The organism is Pseudanabaena minima str. Chao 2107, from assembly GCF_051131155.1.
GTDB lineage: Bacteria > Cyanobacteriota > Cyanobacteriia > Pseudanabaenales > Pseudanabaenaceae > Pseudanabaena > Pseudanabaena minima.
In genome coordinates, this window is the sequence record NZ_CP159508.1 from 4,509,848 (window position 1) to 4,527,582 (window position 17,735).

The 17,735-nt window shown below is 43.6% G+C and carries 14 protein-coding genes and 1 pseudogene; 12 read left to right on the top strand and 3 right to left on the bottom strand.

The window, feature by feature from the left end:
• Window positions 1-90 precede the first annotated feature (90 nt).
• From ABM313_RS20420 to ABM313_RS20455, 8 genes are read left to right on the top strand one after another with little or no spacing between them, the layout of a single operon-like run.
• Window positions 91-447: a CU044_2847 family protein gene (locus ABM313_RS20420; protein ID WP_434684990.1), complete on the top strand. Its 357-nt coding sequence runs from the start codon at window positions 91-93 to the stop codon at window positions 445-447.
• Window positions 444-1,427 (top strand): ATP-binding protein, encoded by a 984-nt coding sequence (locus tag ABM313_RS20425; RefSeq protein WP_434684991.1) that lies wholly within the window; start codon window positions 444-446, stop codon window positions 1,425-1,427. Before ABM313_RS20420 ends, ABM313_RS20425 begins: the two co-directional genes overlap by 4 nt.
• The gene (locus tag ABM313_RS20430) at window positions 1,420-3,345 is read left to right on the top strand and encodes a hypothetical protein (protein ID WP_434684992.1); all 1,926 of its coding nucleotides are present in this window, start codon (window positions 1,420-1,422) and stop codon (window positions 3,343-3,345) included. Before ABM313_RS20425 ends, ABM313_RS20430 begins: the two co-directional genes overlap by 8 nt.
• Window positions 3,342-4,229 (top strand): hypothetical protein, encoded by an 888-nt coding sequence (locus ABM313_RS20435; RefSeq protein ID WP_434684993.1) that lies wholly within the window; start codon window positions 3,342-3,344, stop codon window positions 4,227-4,229. Before ABM313_RS20430 ends, ABM313_RS20435 begins: the two co-directional genes overlap by 4 nt.
• 39 nt (window positions 4,230-4,268) lie before the next feature.
• Entirely contained in the window at window positions 4,269-4,571 is a 303-nt protein-coding gene (locus tag ABM313_RS20440; RefSeq protein ID WP_434684994.1) for a hypothetical protein, read from the top strand.
• The gene (gene tnpC, locus ABM313_RS20445) at window positions 4,507-5,619 is read left to right on the top strand and encodes an IS66 family transposase (RefSeq protein ID WP_434684995.1); all 1,113 of its coding nucleotides are present in this window, start codon (window positions 4,507-4,509) and stop codon (window positions 5,617-5,619) included. The genes ABM313_RS20440 and tnpC overlap by 65 nt, the downstream gene beginning before the upstream one ends.
• A gap of 24 nt (window positions 5,620-5,643) precedes the next feature.
• The gene (locus ABM313_RS20450) at window positions 5,644-6,057 is read left to right on the top strand and encodes a hypothetical protein (protein WP_434684996.1); all 414 of its coding nucleotides are present in this window, start codon (window positions 5,644-5,646) and stop codon (window positions 6,055-6,057) included.
• Entirely contained in the window at window positions 6,050-8,599 is a 2,550-nt protein-coding gene (locus tag ABM313_RS20455) for an NACHT domain-containing protein (protein WP_434684997.1), read from the top strand. The genes ABM313_RS20450 and ABM313_RS20455 overlap by 8 nt, the downstream gene beginning before the upstream one ends.
• A 683-nt stretch (window positions 8,600-9,282) precedes the next feature.
• Here the strand turns inward: ABM313_RS20455 and ABM313_RS20460 are convergent.
• Complete coding sequence (locus tag ABM313_RS20460) at window positions 9,283-9,564, bottom strand: hypothetical protein (protein WP_434684998.1); 282 nt, start codon at window positions 9,562-9,564, stop codon at window positions 9,283-9,285.
• A gap of 77 nt (window positions 9,565-9,641) precedes the next feature.
• Between ABM313_RS20460 and ABM313_RS20465 the strand changes: the two genes are divergently transcribed.
• Both ABM313_RS20465 and ABM313_RS20470 read left to right on the top strand, forming a co-directional pair.
• Entirely contained in the window at window positions 9,642-9,998 is a 357-nt protein-coding gene (locus tag ABM313_RS20465; protein ID WP_434684999.1) for a type II toxin-antitoxin system RelE/ParE family toxin, read from the top strand.
• Window positions 9,995-10,315, top strand: coding sequence for a helix-turn-helix domain-containing protein (locus ABM313_RS20470; RefSeq protein ID WP_190575809.1), 321 nt, complete (start codon window positions 9,995-9,997; stop codon window positions 10,313-10,315). Before ABM313_RS20465 ends, ABM313_RS20470 begins: the two co-directional genes overlap by 4 nt.
• Here the strand turns inward: ABM313_RS20470 and ABM313_RS20475 are convergent.
• Window positions 10,293-10,547: a hypothetical protein gene (locus ABM313_RS20475; RefSeq protein ID WP_434685000.1), complete on the bottom strand. Its 255-nt coding sequence runs from the start codon at window positions 10,545-10,547 to the stop codon at window positions 10,293-10,295. The two genes, ABM313_RS20470 and ABM313_RS20475, sit on opposite strands and share 23 nt — an antisense overlap.
• Before the next feature lie 32 nt (window positions 10,548-10,579).
• On the opposite strand from ABM313_RS20475, the gene ABM313_RS20480 reads away from it, so the two are divergent.
• Together ABM313_RS20480 and ABM313_RS20485 are read left to right on the top strand one after the other, a co-directional pair.
• A complete protein-coding gene (locus ABM313_RS20480) occupies window positions 10,580-10,804 on the top strand; it encodes a hypothetical protein (RefSeq protein ID WP_434685001.1) in 225 nt (74 codons plus the stop codon).
• Window position 10,805: 1 nt separating this feature from the next.
• Window positions 10,806-11,231 (top strand): retroviral-like aspartic protease, encoded by a 426-nt coding sequence (locus ABM313_RS20485; RefSeq protein ID WP_434685002.1) that lies wholly within the window; start codon window positions 10,806-10,808, stop codon window positions 11,229-11,231.
• Window positions 11,232-11,496: 265 nt separating this feature from the next.
• On the opposite strand, the pseudogene ABM313_RS20490 reads toward ABM313_RS20485, so the two are convergent.
• A pseudogene (locus tag ABM313_RS20490) lies at window positions 11,497-17,715 on the bottom strand (cadherin-like domain-containing protein); the annotation flags it as partial.
• Window positions 17,716-17,735: the final 20 nt, after the last annotated feature.

Below are 17,735 nucleotides of genomic sequence, written 5' to 3' on the forward strand. Positions count from 1 at the left end.
TAAATTTTTATCAACCTAATATTCGTCTTTGCAATTGTTTTTTATAAGGTGTTTATCGAGTAAAATCTGATCAAAATTTTTGAGATTTTTATGCCAGTTATTAAGAAAACAGAAACTATTGATGGTGAAGAAATTGCCATTTATGTTGAGGTGGAGCAACTTCCTGCGGCGGTGAGTCCCTACGAGGATCTACGGAGTGGCGATATTGCGAGTAAGGCAGTGGAAGCGGTGGTTGATACGTTTGGCGATGCGATGCAGTTGGTGCGTAGCTGTGCGGTGAAGGCGGTAGCGGGGATTAAGTCAATTAATGAGGCGAGCCGTCCTGATGAGTTTGAATTAAAGTTAGCGATTAAATTGGACTCTGAGATGGGTGCTGTAATTGCTAAGGTGAGTGCGGGAGCGCAGTTAGAAGTAACTATGAAGTGGAAATCGGATAAGAAGCCATGAGTCAGCCATCAACTATTCAGGTTTTGCCTTACACGCGGATTGTGGGTCAGAGGGAATTAAAGCTTGCCTTGGAACTGGCTTATATTGCGCCGCGTATTGGTGGTGTGTTGATCAGTGGTCAGCGCGGTACGGGTAAGTCAACGGCGGTGAGAGCTTTTGCACAGATGATGCATGGGCAGTTGCCTGTGACCTTGCCGATCAATGCCACGGAAGATCGGGTAGTTGGTGGCTGGAAAATTGATGAGTTGATGAAGGGTAAACCAGAATGGCAAGATGGTTTGCTGGTGGAAGCCGATCGCAAAGGATTGCTTTATGTTGATGAAGTAAATTTGCTGGACGATCACATTGTCAATATTATTTTGGATGTGACTTCAACGGGTGTATTGGTGATCCAGCGTGAGGGAAAAAGCGAAGAGGTATCTTTAGCCTTTACGTTAGTGGGAACGATGAACCCAGAAGAAGGTGGTTTGCGTCCTCAGTTGCTCGATCGCTTTGGGTTGATGGTTGGTGTAACCACAGAAACAGAGTTAGATCAACGGCGCGAGATTTTAAATACGGTATTAGCATTTGATGAGGTCTGGTCTGAGTTGCGCGATCGCTCATCTGATTCTTTGCCTAAATTGCTGACAAAAGCTAGGGCAGAAGATGAGGCTTACAAGCAGAAGCTGGTAAAGGCAAAGGAGAAATTTTATGAGGTGAAGTTACCTGCTGCTGTTGTGGAAAGTTGTGTGAAGTTGACTAAAGAGTTTCAGGTACAGGGTAATCGTGGTGACTATGTGATGGCTTTGGCGGCTCGTGCTTATGCTGCATTACAAGGTAAAAAGCAAGTGACTCTCGATCATGTTCGGGCAGTGGCGGCGATGGCGTTGCAACATCGTCGTCCTGAATCGTCTCAGGGTAATGAGGTGATTTGGACTAATGCAGATAGTGAACAAGTTGCTTCAGTTTTAGGTTTAGAACCAGTTTTAAAGGATGGCTGAGTCTGAAGGTAGGGTAACGGATTTTTTTGATGATCCTCTGATGCGGGGATTAGCTTGTGCTGCGATCGCGCCGAGTCTGCGAAGTGTGTTGGTGTTTGATGCCGATCGCGCAACCTTGCAATTCGCGGCTGAGGCGATCGCGAAAATGTTGGAAGCAGTAACAAGCCAAAAAGTTGAAAAAGTGACCTTGGGTGCGATCGCTTCTGAGGACGATCTGTGGGGTAATTTAGGGCTTCATGCTAACGCTGATGGATTTCCGTTTGAGTGGCAGTCGGGCTTATTGGTAAATCGAGATCGTGATTTGCGCTTAGTTGTGATCCCTGATTTGACGCGCTTGAGTTTGGCGGCGACTAGGGCTTGTGTGATGCTGATGTCTGCGGATGTGGGACATTTAGAGCGCTATGGACAGCAACAGTCTTGGCAACCGAATTTGTGTTGGTTAGTGGGTTGTGATAGTAAGCAAGTGGGGATGGTGTCAACCCATTTGCTCGATCGCTTGGCTTTGCGATTACGAAGTGGAATCGCACCAACTTTGGAAACGGATGCTGCAAAATTAACACGCTTGTTGGATTGGTTGAGTAGCGATCGAAATTCGGATCATTTGGAGCATTTTGTTAAATTACCTGATGGGCTGATTGCTCAAATACGGGCGGCTATGGGTGTAAGAGCTAGGCTGACGGGGGAGGCTAGCGATCGCATTTTGGAATATGTCACGGTTTCGGAGCGCTATAGTCCCCGTCGCGATTTGGCTTTGGCAAGGTTGGCGATCGCTTTGGCGCGGTTGGATGGGATGACGGAAGTGGCGATCGAGCATGTAGATCGGGCGGCTCAGGTGATGGGATTGCAGCCTTTGCGATCGCGTCCTAGTTCATCATCAACTGAGCGTGATCGAACTGAAACTAAATCTACGCCAATTCCAGAATCTCAATCTAATTCTGATTTTGATAGAAGTTTGGATAATTCATCGCGTGATATTGGAACGAATGAAGTTAAAGAGCCTGTATATCAATCAGACACAATCAATGCAGGGGATTCGGAGTCGTTTGATCTTGACGGTATTGGTAATTCGACAAAGCCATATCCAGAAGATACTGCACCGATAGAACGAGAAGCGGGTTCGTTACGGTTGCCGATGCAAAGATTTAGGACAGCAAATGCGGCGCGAGGTGTGGCAATCGGGGTCAAGAGGGCTACAGATGCTCGCGATCTGGCTTGGGTGAGTACGATTTTGGAGGCGGCGAAGTTTCAGCGTATTCGTCAAGGTTCAGCTAATGGAAGTAATGGTTTTGCGATCTTGCCAACGGATTTACGGAGTTATCGTCGCGCTCCTGTGGCTGAGCAAATGTTGATGATGGTGTTGGACTATACTTGTCTGCGCGATCGCAATTGGCAAGAGTCTTTGCTGCCCTATTTGACTTGGGCGTATGTGGAAAGAGCTTGTATTTGTCTGATACAGGTGGGGGCTGCGGATGCGAAGCATGAGTTACGGGCGGTGCGGATTGAGGCGCAGAATGTACTTGTGCCGCGTATTAATGCTGGTTTGGAGTCTGGAAGGGGAAGGGCTACGCCGTTAGCGCATGGTTTGGAGTTGGCTTTGCAAACTTTGCGTCATGCTTTGCAACATGGACGAAGTAAGGTGAAACAGGCTGTATTGGTGGTGATTACGGATGGAAGGGGGAATGTGCCGCTAGAGGCAAGTCGGGTGGGGGATATTGGGGCGTTTTTGCCTGTGAAGCAGAGGGGAATTGAGGATGCTTTGCAGGTGGCGGCGCAGATTGGGGAGTTGGATGGGGTGAAGGCTTATTTACTCAATCCACAACCAAAAATATATGCTGATTTGCCATTGCAGTTGGCTGAGAAGTTGGGGGCTGGGGTGTTGATGATTCCAGAGATGGAATTAGCGGAGGTGGAATTATGAACTTAATTCAAAGATTAACATCTAGTCTAAGTCAGAATCGAAATAAATTGCCTGAAACTAGAACTTCAGCAGAAGTAGCTATGGAGAATAATGTTATTCAGGGAAATAACAATACGGTTACTATCATTAATCATTCTGGTGTGCCTGAGATAGCTCAAGTAAATGAAGCAGAAGTATTTCCATATAGTAGGGTTTATATTACCGAAAAGCCTCCTAAAGAGGTTGCAATTTTGTATATTCAAGCTGAAGGAAATAGTTATTATCGACTGATCGGAGGGAACGCTGAAATCGCTCCACTTTTGACAGACCCTGAAAAAAGACCAAAACTTTCATTAGGTGAATCAGTACAGGAAAAGCTAAGTCCAGAAGATATTCGCGATGATATGAATCATTTCTCTCGCGTCAATACTAAGATTCGCAAATGGCTGAAGCAATTACGCAAAAAGTTTGATCGTCAGCTATGTCTAATTATTTCTGACCAAACTAATTTTGAAATTCCTTGGGAAATGTTGGAGCTTTCGCCTGATGAGTCGGATTCAGAATATTTAGGAGCTTTGGTGACAACTGTACGCTGGCAGCAGGTGATTAAGGGTGATGATGAGTTAGTTTTGGAAATTAAGGCTGATGAGTGTTTTGGCAAGGCGATCGCCTATACCAATCATAAAGAACTGAATGTGGGTGTAGAGTTATCAATCCTAAAGAAACTGAATGCAACGACCTACGATAACATTACGAAGTTTCATAGCCATTTACAACGGGACGATCTTGGTTTTGGGCTAATTTATATTGCTGGTCATGGAACATTTAGTGAGAATCATCGAGAGATTGCGATCGGATCGCTGCAAGATATAAAACAACAACTCAAGTGTAATAGCTCAACGTAGGAAAATTGACAAAGGGGCAAAAGCTGATAAATTAAAGAAATGAAAGAACTACCCAACCTAAAAGAACTAACAGACGAGGCAAAAGAAGCCTTGATAGTTAAGTTATGGGAAGAACTACAAAAACTACAGAAACAGTTAGAAAAGAAACCAAAGAAGACTTCAAAGAACTCAAGTTTGCCACCAGCCAAAGGATTTAAAGCGGAAATCAATAATCCAGAAGAAACAGAAGGCAAACGAGCAGGAAGTATAGGAAGAGATGGAGGAGGTCGTCAACTGAGTGCCAGACCAAACGCTCAAAGCAACTGTAAAAAGTTGTGCAGAATGTGGGAAAGAGATCGCTGAATCAATGCAGGTATTACTGGAACGATACGACAAGATCGATATACCACCAATCAAGCCCATCGTTACCAGAATCGAAAGGTATGGATGCAAGTGTGAGCATTGTGGACAGGAACAAATCGCAGCATTACCCGTAGGACTTGAAGTAGGAAGTCCCTTTGGAGAAAGAATAGCTGCCCTAGTGACAACGATGAGATACAGTCACGGTATAAGCTATGGAAGAATGCAGCAAATGCTGAGTGAAGTATTTGGCTTAGAGATATCAGAAGGAGGTATCGCCAATCTCTTAACAAGGGTGAAAGGACAACTAGAGTCGGAGGTGACAGGAATACTCCAAGCCCTAAAAACATCTCGTCTAGTATGCAGTGACGAAACCAGAGCAAGGGTAAACGGTAAAAATCAATGGGAATGGGTATTTCAGAACGAACAAGTATGTTTTCATATCATCCGACCGTCTAGAGGCGCAGATGTCATCGCCGAAGTGATGGCAGAGCATCAACCAGAGGTGTGGGTATCAGATTTGTTTAGCGCCCAAAAGACCAATCCAGCGACAGAATGGCAAGTTTGTCTTGCCCATCAACTCAGAGATTGTCAGTATGGAATTGATGCAGGAGACCAGATTTTCTCTGGCAGGATGAAAAAGCTGCTGCTACGAGCTTTGGTGCTGCGAAGGCGATGGTCGGATTTAGCTGACTCTACTCGTTATCAATATCGATGTCGATTGTATCGAGACCTCGACAATATTTTAGCTCTGTTACCTACTCAAGAAGATGGACTTAGATTACAGAAGCGATATCTAGAATTACGAGAAAACTTATTTCTGTTTTTGGATGACCACACCATCCCGCCAACTAATAACTCTAGCGAACAGGCTTTACGTTGGAGTGTCATTTTTAGAAAAGTTACGAATGGTTTTCGCTCCGATTGGGGGCGTGACTTATTTGCGGCTGTTCGTTCCATTGTCAATACTGGAAAAAGACAAGGCTTTTCTGCTTTTGAGTCCATTCTTATCGCTTTGAATCCTCTCAAATCATTGTTTTCTATAGGTTGAGCAATTACACTCAAGTTAAGGGATTTGAATCGATGTGCGCTTAATCTTCTGAAGAAGTCAGAGGGAATTGTGTTTATCAATACCTGTCATTCTGGACGATATCAGATGCATAGTTGTATTCCTAGTGGTTATCGGCTTGGGTTTGTGGAACTTTTTTTGAGAAAAGGGGCTAGAGGCGTGATTGGGACGTTGGGAGGTGTGGGAGATAAATATGCCGCAGAAATCGCTAGGGATTTGATGCAGGCTTGTATGGATTCACCTAGTTTATCGGTGGCGGCTTTGTTACGGGATATTCGCGCTAAAGTGGTAGCAGATTTAGGAGCAGAGCAAACTCAAGACAATCTATTAGCTTTCATATACACTTTTATGTATGTCTATTACGGTAATCCAATGACCGTACTCCGACTTACGCCAGCAGGAGGACAGACCGATGACTGATACTCTACCGCTATCGATTCAGCCTGTGATTAGCTACCCCAAGGAGGCGGAGGTTGGCAAGACATATCTGATGGAAATCGATTTGCAGATGCCTGAGTCTGGGTTTGAGTGGCAGTATGAGGAGGAAGAGTATTTAATTTACTGCATGGTGAATGCTGGGAATCTTTTTACTGTTACATCTGTTGGTGAACCTGCGATCGTGTTGCATCGGTTTGGTGGAACTTATGGTAGTGCGAAAATATTACTTGAAGCTGCTCTAGAAGAAAAAAGTGGAACGTTTTCAGTCCTTTTTGTAAATCAATGGGGAACAAACATTAGGACAATCACCCTTGCAGTGATTATAGAGGCAAACCAGCCTATCCAGAATTCTAAGATAGTTGCTTTTATCGACTCTCTAGACAAACGACAGAAGAGAAATCTTTCCCAAAACATTCCTATAGTTTCTCCTATAGCATCACTGTTTCAACAGGTAAATCAGTTCTTACAGCAACCTATTCGTATAGATAGTAATCGTAATGTTCCTGTAGTTTCTCCTATAGCGTCACTATTTCAACGGATGAATCAGTTTTTACTACAACCCATTAAAAATGATTTTGAATCAAGGTATCTAGAAGAGCAAAAATATGTTTGTTATCGAGATGAAGCGGACGGTGTTAGAGAAGAAGATCACCTCGATAACTATCCTGTATTACCAGAAATATTTGTACCTCTGCGCCTGATTGATAGTCCTAGAGAGATTGGATTTAACCGATACGAAGAATTAGAAGGTGGTCAAATATCGGACATTTGGCAATTGTTGAGAAATAGCCAAGACAAAGAAAAACTTAAAAGGATCTCGATTCGGGCAAGAGGCGGCTATGGTAAAACCACACTTTTGAAATATCTTGCCTATACCTACAGTAATCGTGCCTATGGAGACTACAAAGCGCCGAAGTTTATTCCCTTTTTGCTGTACTTATCCCGTTGCGTCAAATTTATAAATCAAGACGATTCGCTCGAATTACCACAACTGTTAACCGATCATGCCCATAAATTATTAGAGAATCAAGAATGTACTGCTCCAGATGATTGGGCAAAAAATTTGCTTTTAAATGGGCAAGCATTGGTGATGTTGGATGGTTTTGATGAAATACCAAGTTCCGAGGAGCGCGTAAAAGTTAGCACTTGGCTCAACCGTGAGATGCAAAAATATAGAAAATCAGTTTTTATGCTGACCTCGCGCCCAACTGCTTACAGATTGGATTATCCAAATAAGAAGCTATTCATGAATTATTGGATAAATGACTTTGATGATAAGCAGCGTCAGGAATTTCTGGAAAAATGTTACATCTACCAAGAGGGAAAAGCTGCTAAGGGACTGGATCGAGGTATTGAAAGAAAGGCGAAAACGATGGCTAAGTCTCTACTTGATCAGATTGATATGCGTCCAGAACTCAAGGCGCTCTCTGGTAATGCCCTGATGTTAAATATGATGGTGCGATATCATCGTGACAAAAAGGGGAAAGATCTACCACAGCGTAAGTTTGAGCTATATCGTGGCATTTTGGAATTGCAGTTAGACCGCAGACCCACTGAAAAAGGGATAGGACTATTACTTAATTCTGCGACTGAACGTCAGAAAGTATTGCAGTTTGTGGCTCTAGAGATGATGAAATCAGCTACAGATGATAGCAAAGAATACTTTAAACAAATCCGACGCGATGTCTTACTATATATGCTAAAGATTGGTTTAGATAGATTTAATAGTGAGGTCAATGTCGAACAGTTTTTGGTGCAAATGGTAGATGTCAGTGAGATGTTAGTCAGAGGAGACGAAAACTATCATTTCTCCCATTTGAGCTTTCAGGAATTTTTAGCCGCTTCAGAACTTGTACAATTAAAAGAAGAAGGTGAGGCTTTACTATTCGAGAATTTAAACTTAAATGTATGGAAAGATACAATTTTATTCTATGCCAGCCTGACTCCAAATCCTGATAGACTCTTTCAAAAGCTAGTCGATCTCGATAACGGTGATCTCGCACATCTCATCTATAGCCAAATTAAAAAAGCCAATGTTTTAGAGTCACTCGAAAAATTAGTCATCAATAAACGTTATCGACAATTAGAATCTTATCTCAAAGCTAAGGAATGGAAAAATGCAGATCGAGAAACTTATAAATTGATACTAAGTGCTGTGGGTAAGGAATTAGGACAGTACTTATCAGAAGACAACTTACGCAATTTCCCCTGTGATGAATTATTAGCAATTGATCGCCTATGGATAAAGTATAGCAACGGACTTTATGGCTTTAGCATCCAGAGGCAAATTTACATAGAATGTGGTGGCAAGCTGGATTTTAGTTATCCAAGTTCTGAAACTTGGAATAAATTTTGTGATCGGGTTGCATGGATGGATAGAGGTAAATACGTGTTTTACTCAGATATTTTTATGAGTAAATTTTTGTCTATCAAGGGACATCTTCCTCTGATTTCAGACTATGAGGGAGGTGAAGGGAAAGTTGAGTTGTTCTTATTTTCTCGGATAGCAACTTGTGAAATGTAATCCATATTTGTAAACACCTACTGATTTGAGGAGCAATCGCTTTAAACATTTAGCGTGTTTGAGGAAATAGGCGATCGCTGTTTAATTTGTGGTGAGTTGCGATCGTTGGTTTGTGGAATGATACCAATTCACGAAAGAGTGGCAACACTTTCGTGAATTAAAACCCAAAACCAGTAAGGGTTTTAAAAACACAAAATGGCTATGCCATTTTGTGTTTTGGTATGAGAGGGCGATCGCTTTGAACATTTGGTGTGTCTGAAGAAATAGGCGATCGCGGATTGATTTGAGATGAGTTGTGATCGTTGTTTGTGGAATGAGAGGGCGATCGCTTTGAACATTTAGCTTGTCTGAGGAAATAGGCGATCGTTGTGTAATTTGAGATGAGTTGCGATCGTTGGTTTATGGAATGAGAGGGCGATCGCTTTGAACATTTAGTTTGTCTAGCAAAAATAGGCGATCGTTGTTTGATTTGAGGGGAGTTGCGATCGTTGGTTAGTGGAATGAGAGGGCGATCGCTTTGAACATTTAGCGTATCTGAGGAAATAGGCGATCGTTGGTTTGTGGAATGAGGGGGCGATCGCTTTAAGTCTTTAGTGTTTCTGAGAAAATAGGCGATCGTTGTTTGGTTTGAGGTGAGTTGCGATCGTTGGTTTGTGGAATGAGAGGGCGATCTCTTTAAGCATTTAGTGTGTCTGATAAAAATAGGCGATCGTTGTTTGGTTTGAGGTGAGTTGCGATCGTTGGTTTTGGGAATGAGTGGGCGATCTCTTTGAGCATTTAGCGTGTCTGAAGAAATAGGCGATCATTGTTTGATTCGGGATGAGGTGCGATCGTTGGTTTTGGGAATGAGAAGGCGATCGCTTTAGGCATTTAGTGTTTCTGATGGAAATAGGCGATCGCTGTTTGATTTGATATGAGTTGCGATCGTTGGTTTGTGGAATGAGGGGGGCGATCGCTTTAAACATTTAGCTTGTCTGAGGAAATAGGCGATCGCCACAAAACAAACATTGAAAATATTCCATGTATAGAATATAATGAAGCTATGAAATGGAATATCATATTCGACCCAGACTTTAAAATCTGGTTTTACCAACAAGAACAAGGACTTCAAGACGAAACATTTGCGGTGCTAAGTGTATTGGGAGAATTTGGACCAAAACTTGGTAGACCGCGAGTTGATACCCTTGAAGGATCTTCATTTCAGAATATGAAAGAACTTCGTATTCAATATCAAGGAGAACCTTGGCGTATTTTATTTGCCTTCGATCCTAAACGACAAGCTGTGTTGCTGGTTGGTGGCAACAAAACAGGAAACAAACGCTGGTACAAGGAAAATATTCCGATCGCAGATAAACGGTACAGAAAATATCTGGAAATACTGAAGGAAGAAAATAAATGACCCAATATACAACCCTATCCGAAGAATTAAACAAACTTCCAAGAGAACGTCAAGAACTTATTGAAGCAAGAGCTTCGCAAATTCATCTTGAAGAAATTACGCTGAGACATCTGCGTGAAAAGCTTGGTTTGTCTCAATCAGAACTAGCCGAACGCCTTGAAGTACAACAGCCAGCCATATCTAAGCTCGAACGCAGACAAAATCTAGAACTCAATACACTTCGAGCAGTAGTAAACGCTTTAGGTGGAACCATTGAAATTATCGTCAGAGTACCTAACAAAGAACCGATCCTTCTTAGTGATTATCAAGAATCGTGAAATCTGTTGCTTTTGAGAAATGTCTCACTGATTGCAGCGATCGCTTTTTGATTTGAGATGAGTTGCGAACGTTGGATTGAGGGGGCGATCGCTTTAAACATTTGTGTGTCTGAGGAAATAGGCGATCGTTGTTTGATTTGAGATGAGTTGCGATCGTTGTTTTTGGGAATGAGAAGGCGATCGCTGGTTTATGCAGTAGCAGGTGATTTTTTAACTTGATAAAATATCGCACTATAATCTAACTAATATTTCTCCTGTATTTCTATGACATTAACAGAGATCTTGCCATCACTACAAAAGCTATCCCATTTTGAAAAAGTTAAAGCTATCCAGTTTTTAGCCACAGAACTAACTAAAGACGAACAAAACTCAGATCTTCTCGAAGATGGAAAAACCTATGAAATTTGGTCGCCATACGACGCTTTTTCCGCAGAAAAAGTTTTAACTGATATGTTGCAACAACATTTGCTACAAAAAGAAGCAAAATAAAATGACATTGAAAAAACGCTTTAACTTTATCGAAAAGTCCAACTATGTGGGAGAAACTAGCCTTGTCCCCTATCTTCCCTTGACCTTATCATTCCGAAATACTTCCATTTCAACATCAGGCTTATTAGATACAGGAGCGAGTGTCAATGTTCTTCCCTACGAAATAGGAATTCAACTAGGATTAAATTGGGATGACCATACCACATCAGTTACACTGGCAGGAAATCTAGCCCAATTCCCCGCAAAAGGGATTATTTTGTCAGCGACAATCGATCAATTTGCACCTACAACATTAGTTTTTGCTTGGACAAAAGCCGAGAATATACCTTTACTTTTAGGAAGAATTAACTTTTTTCAAGAATTTGATGTATGTTTCTATGGCTCTCAATTAGCTTTTGAAATAGCTCCTAAAGCTAAAAGTGTTTAGGGATTGAATTTTTAAAGCATTGGTCTGTGGTTGAGTCGCTGTTTAATTTGAGATGAGTTGCGATCGTTGGTTTTTGGAATGAGATAGCGATCGCTTTAAACATTTGGTGTGTCTGAGAAAATAGGCGATCGTTGTTTAATTTGTGATGAGGTGGTTTGTGGAATGAGAGGGCGATCGCAAAAAAATAAAACACCCTGTCCATTTACGGACAGGGTGTTTTAAGACTTATAAAGCGTAGGAATTTCTAGCGAAAATCTAAAAGAGCCTAGCTGAAGTTGAAGGTTGTAGGAATAGAACCAGCTAAGATGTTGTCATTGATATTGCTAGATGCAAATCCAGTGACTCCATTCAAGGTTAGCAAGAGCGAACCATTCGCAAATCCAGCATTGCCAGTAACTCCATCACCCAATCGGAACTGAGTGTTGCCTCCAACAGTACGCACATCAATCGCAGCAATGTTATTGAACTGGAGTAAATCGCCTCCGACTCCACGCAGGAATTGATTTACAACATCACTATCATCACCGAGGTTATAGACAACTCTATCAGAGGCTCCGTCATTGAGACCGAGGAAAAGTGTGTCATTGCCAAACCCTCCAACAAGTACATCTGCACCCAAACCACCAGTTAGAGAATCGTTACCAAATCCACCACTGAGAATGTTGTCGCCATCATTGCCTGTAATAACGTTATTGATGCTATTGCCAGTACCATCGATGTTTGCACTACCTGTCAGAGTCAAGTTCTCAAGGTTTTCTCCTAGAGTCCATGACACACTAGATTTCACCAAATCTGTACCTTGATTCAATGCTTCCGTAATTGAGTCACCCAAGTTATCGACAATGTAAGTATCATTGCCCAAACCACCAATGAGTGCATCTGCTCCAACTCCACCATCAAGGATGTTGTTCCGACTGTTTCCAGTAATGATGTTATTAAGTTCATTACCCGTACCATTGATCGTACTATTGCCTGTCAGTGTCAGGTTTTCCACATTGGCTTCCAAGGTGCGAGTGACTCTCGAAAGAACTGTGTCAATGCCTTCATTTGCCAACTCCGTAACCAGATCATTTGTGTTATCGACGATATAGGTATCATTGCCTGCACCACCCACAAGTGAGTCAGCATTGCTGCCCCCATCAAGGATGTTGTTGCCAGAATTGCCCACGATCACATTTTGGAGACCATTACCAGTACCGTTGAGATCGCTGTTACCAGTGAGGGTGAGATTCTCAAGAGTGCTACCAGCCAAAGTCCAGTCAATGCTGGAAAGAACGGTATCAGTTCCACCAGAATCAAAGAGAGTATCATTGATGTTGTCAACAATGTAAGTGTCATTGCCTAGACCACCATTTAAGCTATCTGCGCCTAGACCACCATCTAAGATGTCATTGCCAAATTCACCTCGCAGAGTGTTATTACCACTGTTACCAGTGATGATATCGTTCCCGAATCCGCCAGTAACGTTCTCGATATTAGCGATCGCTGTAAAGCCAGAGGCTTCTCCAGTGTTCAGGTTGACCGTCAAGTCGGCAGTAGTGGAGCCGTAGAAAAGGGTGTCGATGCCACCTAGTAGATCGACATTGATGGATTCAACATTGGTTACTGTGCCACCTGCAATTATTGAAACTGGAGTTCCATTAAAGACTACACTCAGAGACTCGGAGTTGTCTGTTCCGAGAATATTCAGGGTGTCATTACCAGAACCACCATCAACGATATCTCTACCATCACCAACGGTATAAAGGAATGTGTCATCACCATCAAGACCATTCAGAATATCGTTGTTGCCAAGTCCAGAAATAATGTCCTGACCATTAGTACCTGTGAAAGTATTGACACTTGAAGTACCAACATAGAAGTCACCAGTGACAATGGTTGGAATAGAGGTAAGTGTTTCGACTGTACCTTGGTCATCGGTGTAGCTCAGTACTACTCGCAATTGGCGATTGACCTGAGCTTGAGTGGGGGTAAAGGTGCTGTTGGTCGCGCCTACGATGTTGGTGAATGTTGAGCCGCCGCCAATATCTGATTGTTGCCATTGATAGGTATAGATGGCATTAACTAAACCATCAGCATCTGTAAACAAGTTGCTAGCAACAAGCTGTTGCGCTTCCGTTGGAGTGGCATCCGAAATCGATACCGTGCCGACTGGTGCATCGTTAACAGCCGCGATCGCAATGGTTTGGGTTGCAGCTACTGAACCTCCATTACCATCGATGACGTTGTAGCTCAAATTAACTGTGCCATTGAAGTTTGCATCGGGAGTGAAACTGTAAGTACCGTTTCCATTATTGGTGAGAGTACCGTTCGTGGCTGTGAGTTGAGCTACTGCCAGAACATTGTTGTTCACGTCGGTATAGCCTGCGAGTAGATCAGCTTCTGCGATCGCATAGGTTGTATCTTCTTGACCAGCAGCAAGGATGGCAGGAGTTCCTGTCAGTACTGGTGGGCTGTTCGTTACGGATGTAAATACTTGATCTTGACGGACGCTGAGATTTTGGATGCGTGTATCAAGGTTAGCGGCAACATCCGCAACATTAAAAGGATTAGTACTAAACTGATCGCCGAGGTATTCTGCAAATGCGTCCTGCTCAGAACCTGCTGCGGCAAAAGTGAATTTACCTGCGGCTAGAGCGAGGGCTGGATCGATCACACCATTACCATTGAGGTCAATCGATTCACCGCGTAAATCTACGCGATTAGCGATCGCGGCATTGTCTCTCACAAATTTAGGGAATGGATAGTTATCACCACCAAGCCCACCTGTGCTGCTTGTTCCTGCGAGGAAGTTCAAGGTCACCATGCGGAAGGTGCGGCTAGCGTCGCCAACCAATACGCCATCGCGAACAATTACATCCTTAATCGATCCATCGTCATTGAGTACGACCAGATTTTGAACTCGGCTGCCTTGGGTGGTGACTTCACCAGTACTACTATTAAAGGCGATCGCTGTTTTGGTGGGGTCAAAGCTAAATTTCAAGCCGCCTACCTGTGGGAACTGCCCAGGAGTACTTCCAGGACGAGTTCCAGCCACAGCATGTTCGATTACCCACTGAAGTTGTTGCGCCGTGACCGTGATCAAGCTCAAACCATTATTAAATCGTAGGGAATTCTCAACATCTAACTGAGAGACATCACCAGTTTGTTTGTTTGGCGCAAGGGGATTGGGCTGTGTTGGTAGTTTCTGAATATCATCACTATTGACTGCACCTGAAGATGCCGAAACTACGCCAATGTTGTCGCGGATGCCACCACCATTTTTTAAGGAAATGACAACGGTTGGATCGATTTGCTTAGCTAGCCAGAGGTTGGCATCAGCAGTGAGATTCCCAAAATTGGTTTCTTGAGTACGCACATCATCGCGAGTTCCATTCAGGAATACGCTTGATTTGCCCACAATCAAATTGTCCTTCGTAGCAATGACATTACGGATACCGTCAGTAATCGCTACAACATTAGGATTCGCTACATCTCTGGGATTTACATCAGTACCATAAACGCGATCAACACCCGCTTCATCCGTAGCATAGGCTCCATTGATGCTGCTATTGAGTGCGTTGACATTGAGAATGCCATTACTGTCAAACTCAGTGACTAAGCGACCGACATACTTATAATTTCCATCGGTGTTTGCTACTAATACAGGATTGCCATCGGCTCCAGTTCTCACAACTGGGTAAACACCATCGCTAGCATCTCCCGATCGCAAAACATCATTACTATCTGACAGCAATGTGTTTGATCCACCTGCAAGGATGATATCCACATCACGTAAGCGAGGAGCAAGTTCATCTCGTTCAATGTTGAACTGCTGCATATGGGACAGCAAAATGATTTTATTAATACCTTGCGCCTTGAGAATATCTACCGTAGCTTGAATCTCGGCGGCCAGAGCATCGTAATCAGTCGGATTAGATGGCGATATGCCAATACTGCCACTAGATGAAATATTCGCTAAGGTGGGAGTTGTTGCACCGACAATACCGATCCTTTGATCGTCCGCGTTTCCTGCAACTCCATCATTACCCGCTAAGGTAATTACGGTACTCTTCGCCAATTTACCCTTGATGGTACTGGCTTCGGCAGTGGTTTGATTAGTAGCTAGGTCTGATGATCCTAGGTTGCCCGCAGTAATTTCGGGACTGAAGTTCAAGTTGGTGCTGAGATAGGGGAAGGCTGTGCCAGGATTACCGCTGCCCGTGCGGATCACGTCGCGAACTTGCCTTACTCCCAAATCAAACTCGTGATTACCCAAGGCAGATGCTTGAATTCCAAAAGCATTGAGAATACCAATGTCGCCGCGACCAATTACTGGAGCGGAGCTTGTTCCTAATCCTCCTACGCCGTTGAGACTAAGATCGCTGGAAGCATTGAAAAAAGCACCAGGGATGTAATTGTCGCCAGAGGATAAGGTCAGGGTATTGGGAATGACACTACTTGGCAAATTAGGATCAGTTCTTAACCGATTCAGAACCGCAGAAAATCTCACCGCATCATCGATCGCTGGAATTCCACCTTCAAAATCGGAAGCATGGAGAATTTGCATTCTAAAAGGTGCGTTGGGATCGGGGATTGTGGGGAGATTAAACCTTGCCACAATGGGATCGTGGTCGCTAATCTGATCCGCAAACTCAGAGTTAATGTGAACCACATCAAAACCATCTAGTTTGCTACTGAGATTGTTGCTAGCTAAAATGTGATCTAATGTCTGGGCGTTGCCTTGGAAGTTGTAGGTATAGCGCTCATTAGCTGGCAGAGTTTCGACTAAAGTATTCAACCCACCACTTTCCAAAATGCTGAGGGGACTAGAGAACTCGAAATCATTCAAGTCACCTGCTACTACGACATTAGCATTGGGGTTGGTTGCCAACAGTCCTTGTACGAAGTCTTTAACAATGGTGGCTTGCTGGTTGCGTTGTACTTCGCTGCTTAATGTCGGTGGTTGATTAGGTCCAAATAGAGGTTGATCGCCACCCTTGGAGTTGAAGTGGTTACCAATGACAGTTACTTCCTGTCCATTGAAGACAAATTTGCCTACGAGTGGTTTGCGGCTGCTAGCGAAAGCGTCACCATCAGTCAGATTGCTATCGGTCAAGCGTTGTAATGAACCTTCAACAAAACTGACGCGATCGCGATTAAATAGAAAAGCAACGCGAATGTTGCCACCAGGTTGACCACCATCCTGATTGTTAACGGGGTTGATTTGGCGATATTCGTAAGTAGGACCACCTGCGGCAGCGATCGCATTAATCAACGTTTGCAAAGTTACATTTGCATCAACCGTCCCATCATTAATCGCGCCATTGTTGTCCTGAATCTCTTCCAGATTAATGATGTCGGGCGACTTCATGTTGCTGACAATGGCACTGGCGATCGCATTAAATGTCGTGTCGCTAGGATCAAGGTTTTCCACGTTGAAGGTAGCTACCGTCAATTGTGTGGCACTGCCTGTTAGGTTGGTGACCTCTTTTTGTAAAGTGGAAGGCTGCACTACCGTTGGCGCATTTGAAACCAATACTTCGTAGTTATTGAAGTCATAGCTGACCACACCTGTAATCGAGCTAAGTTGAGCGCCGACATTTACATCAGGCAGTAATACCGAGGAATTGTTGAGATCGTCGATTTGAATCCGTTCTGGATTGAAGTCATTAGCGGTAATCAAGCTACCGCCTCGGCTAGTACGACTGGTTGCATTAGCGCCATTGTCAGCCAAAACCCAAATTTCTTCTGATGTGCCAAAGTTGGCGGTGGGTGAAGTTGCTACAGGATTGTTTACTTGCACCAGCATTCCTTCTAGGCTTTCGTAGAAGTCAATGCCATCTTGAGCAGGATCGAACACAGTACCAGCATTCTCCACATTGCCACTAGCTGCATCATTACTAATGATCTGGTTAGGAATTGCTCGTCCACCATTACCGAGAACAGTTGCAGCAGGTAAAGCATTACCACTGGAAAGCTTGGTAATTACGGGACTAACAATCTGAGTGATGGTCAGATTATTAGCCGATCCACCTGGACGGAATTCACTCACATTCCCGTTAACCAAGATTGAATCTCCCACTTGTACCGTTGGCGCAGAAGATGTAAATACAAAAATGCCTTCAGAAGTAGCATCATTGGCATCAGGATTAGGGTCTTGCAAGTAGAAGCCATTAGAGGCGATCGCGGTGACAATCCCTGGTACAGACGTAACAGACTGACCAACTAAAGGCGATCTGTGTCCACTGCCCTGAATGTCACTAATCCGAGTGCCTGCGTTAACGCTATACACTGCCACGGTATTGCTGATTTCATTAGCAACTACCAGCAGGGGTTGATTGTTGGGACTATCGCTTGCAGAGATAAAGGTAAGCCCTTCTGGCCCAGAGTCACCAGCTACTGCTGCACTGAAGTCGCGAGTATTGAGATACTGCACAAAAGCGGGCTGATTGGGATTGGTCACTTCATAGACCATGACTCCGCCAATACGCTCTAAACCAATAGACCTCTTGCAGAACTGAA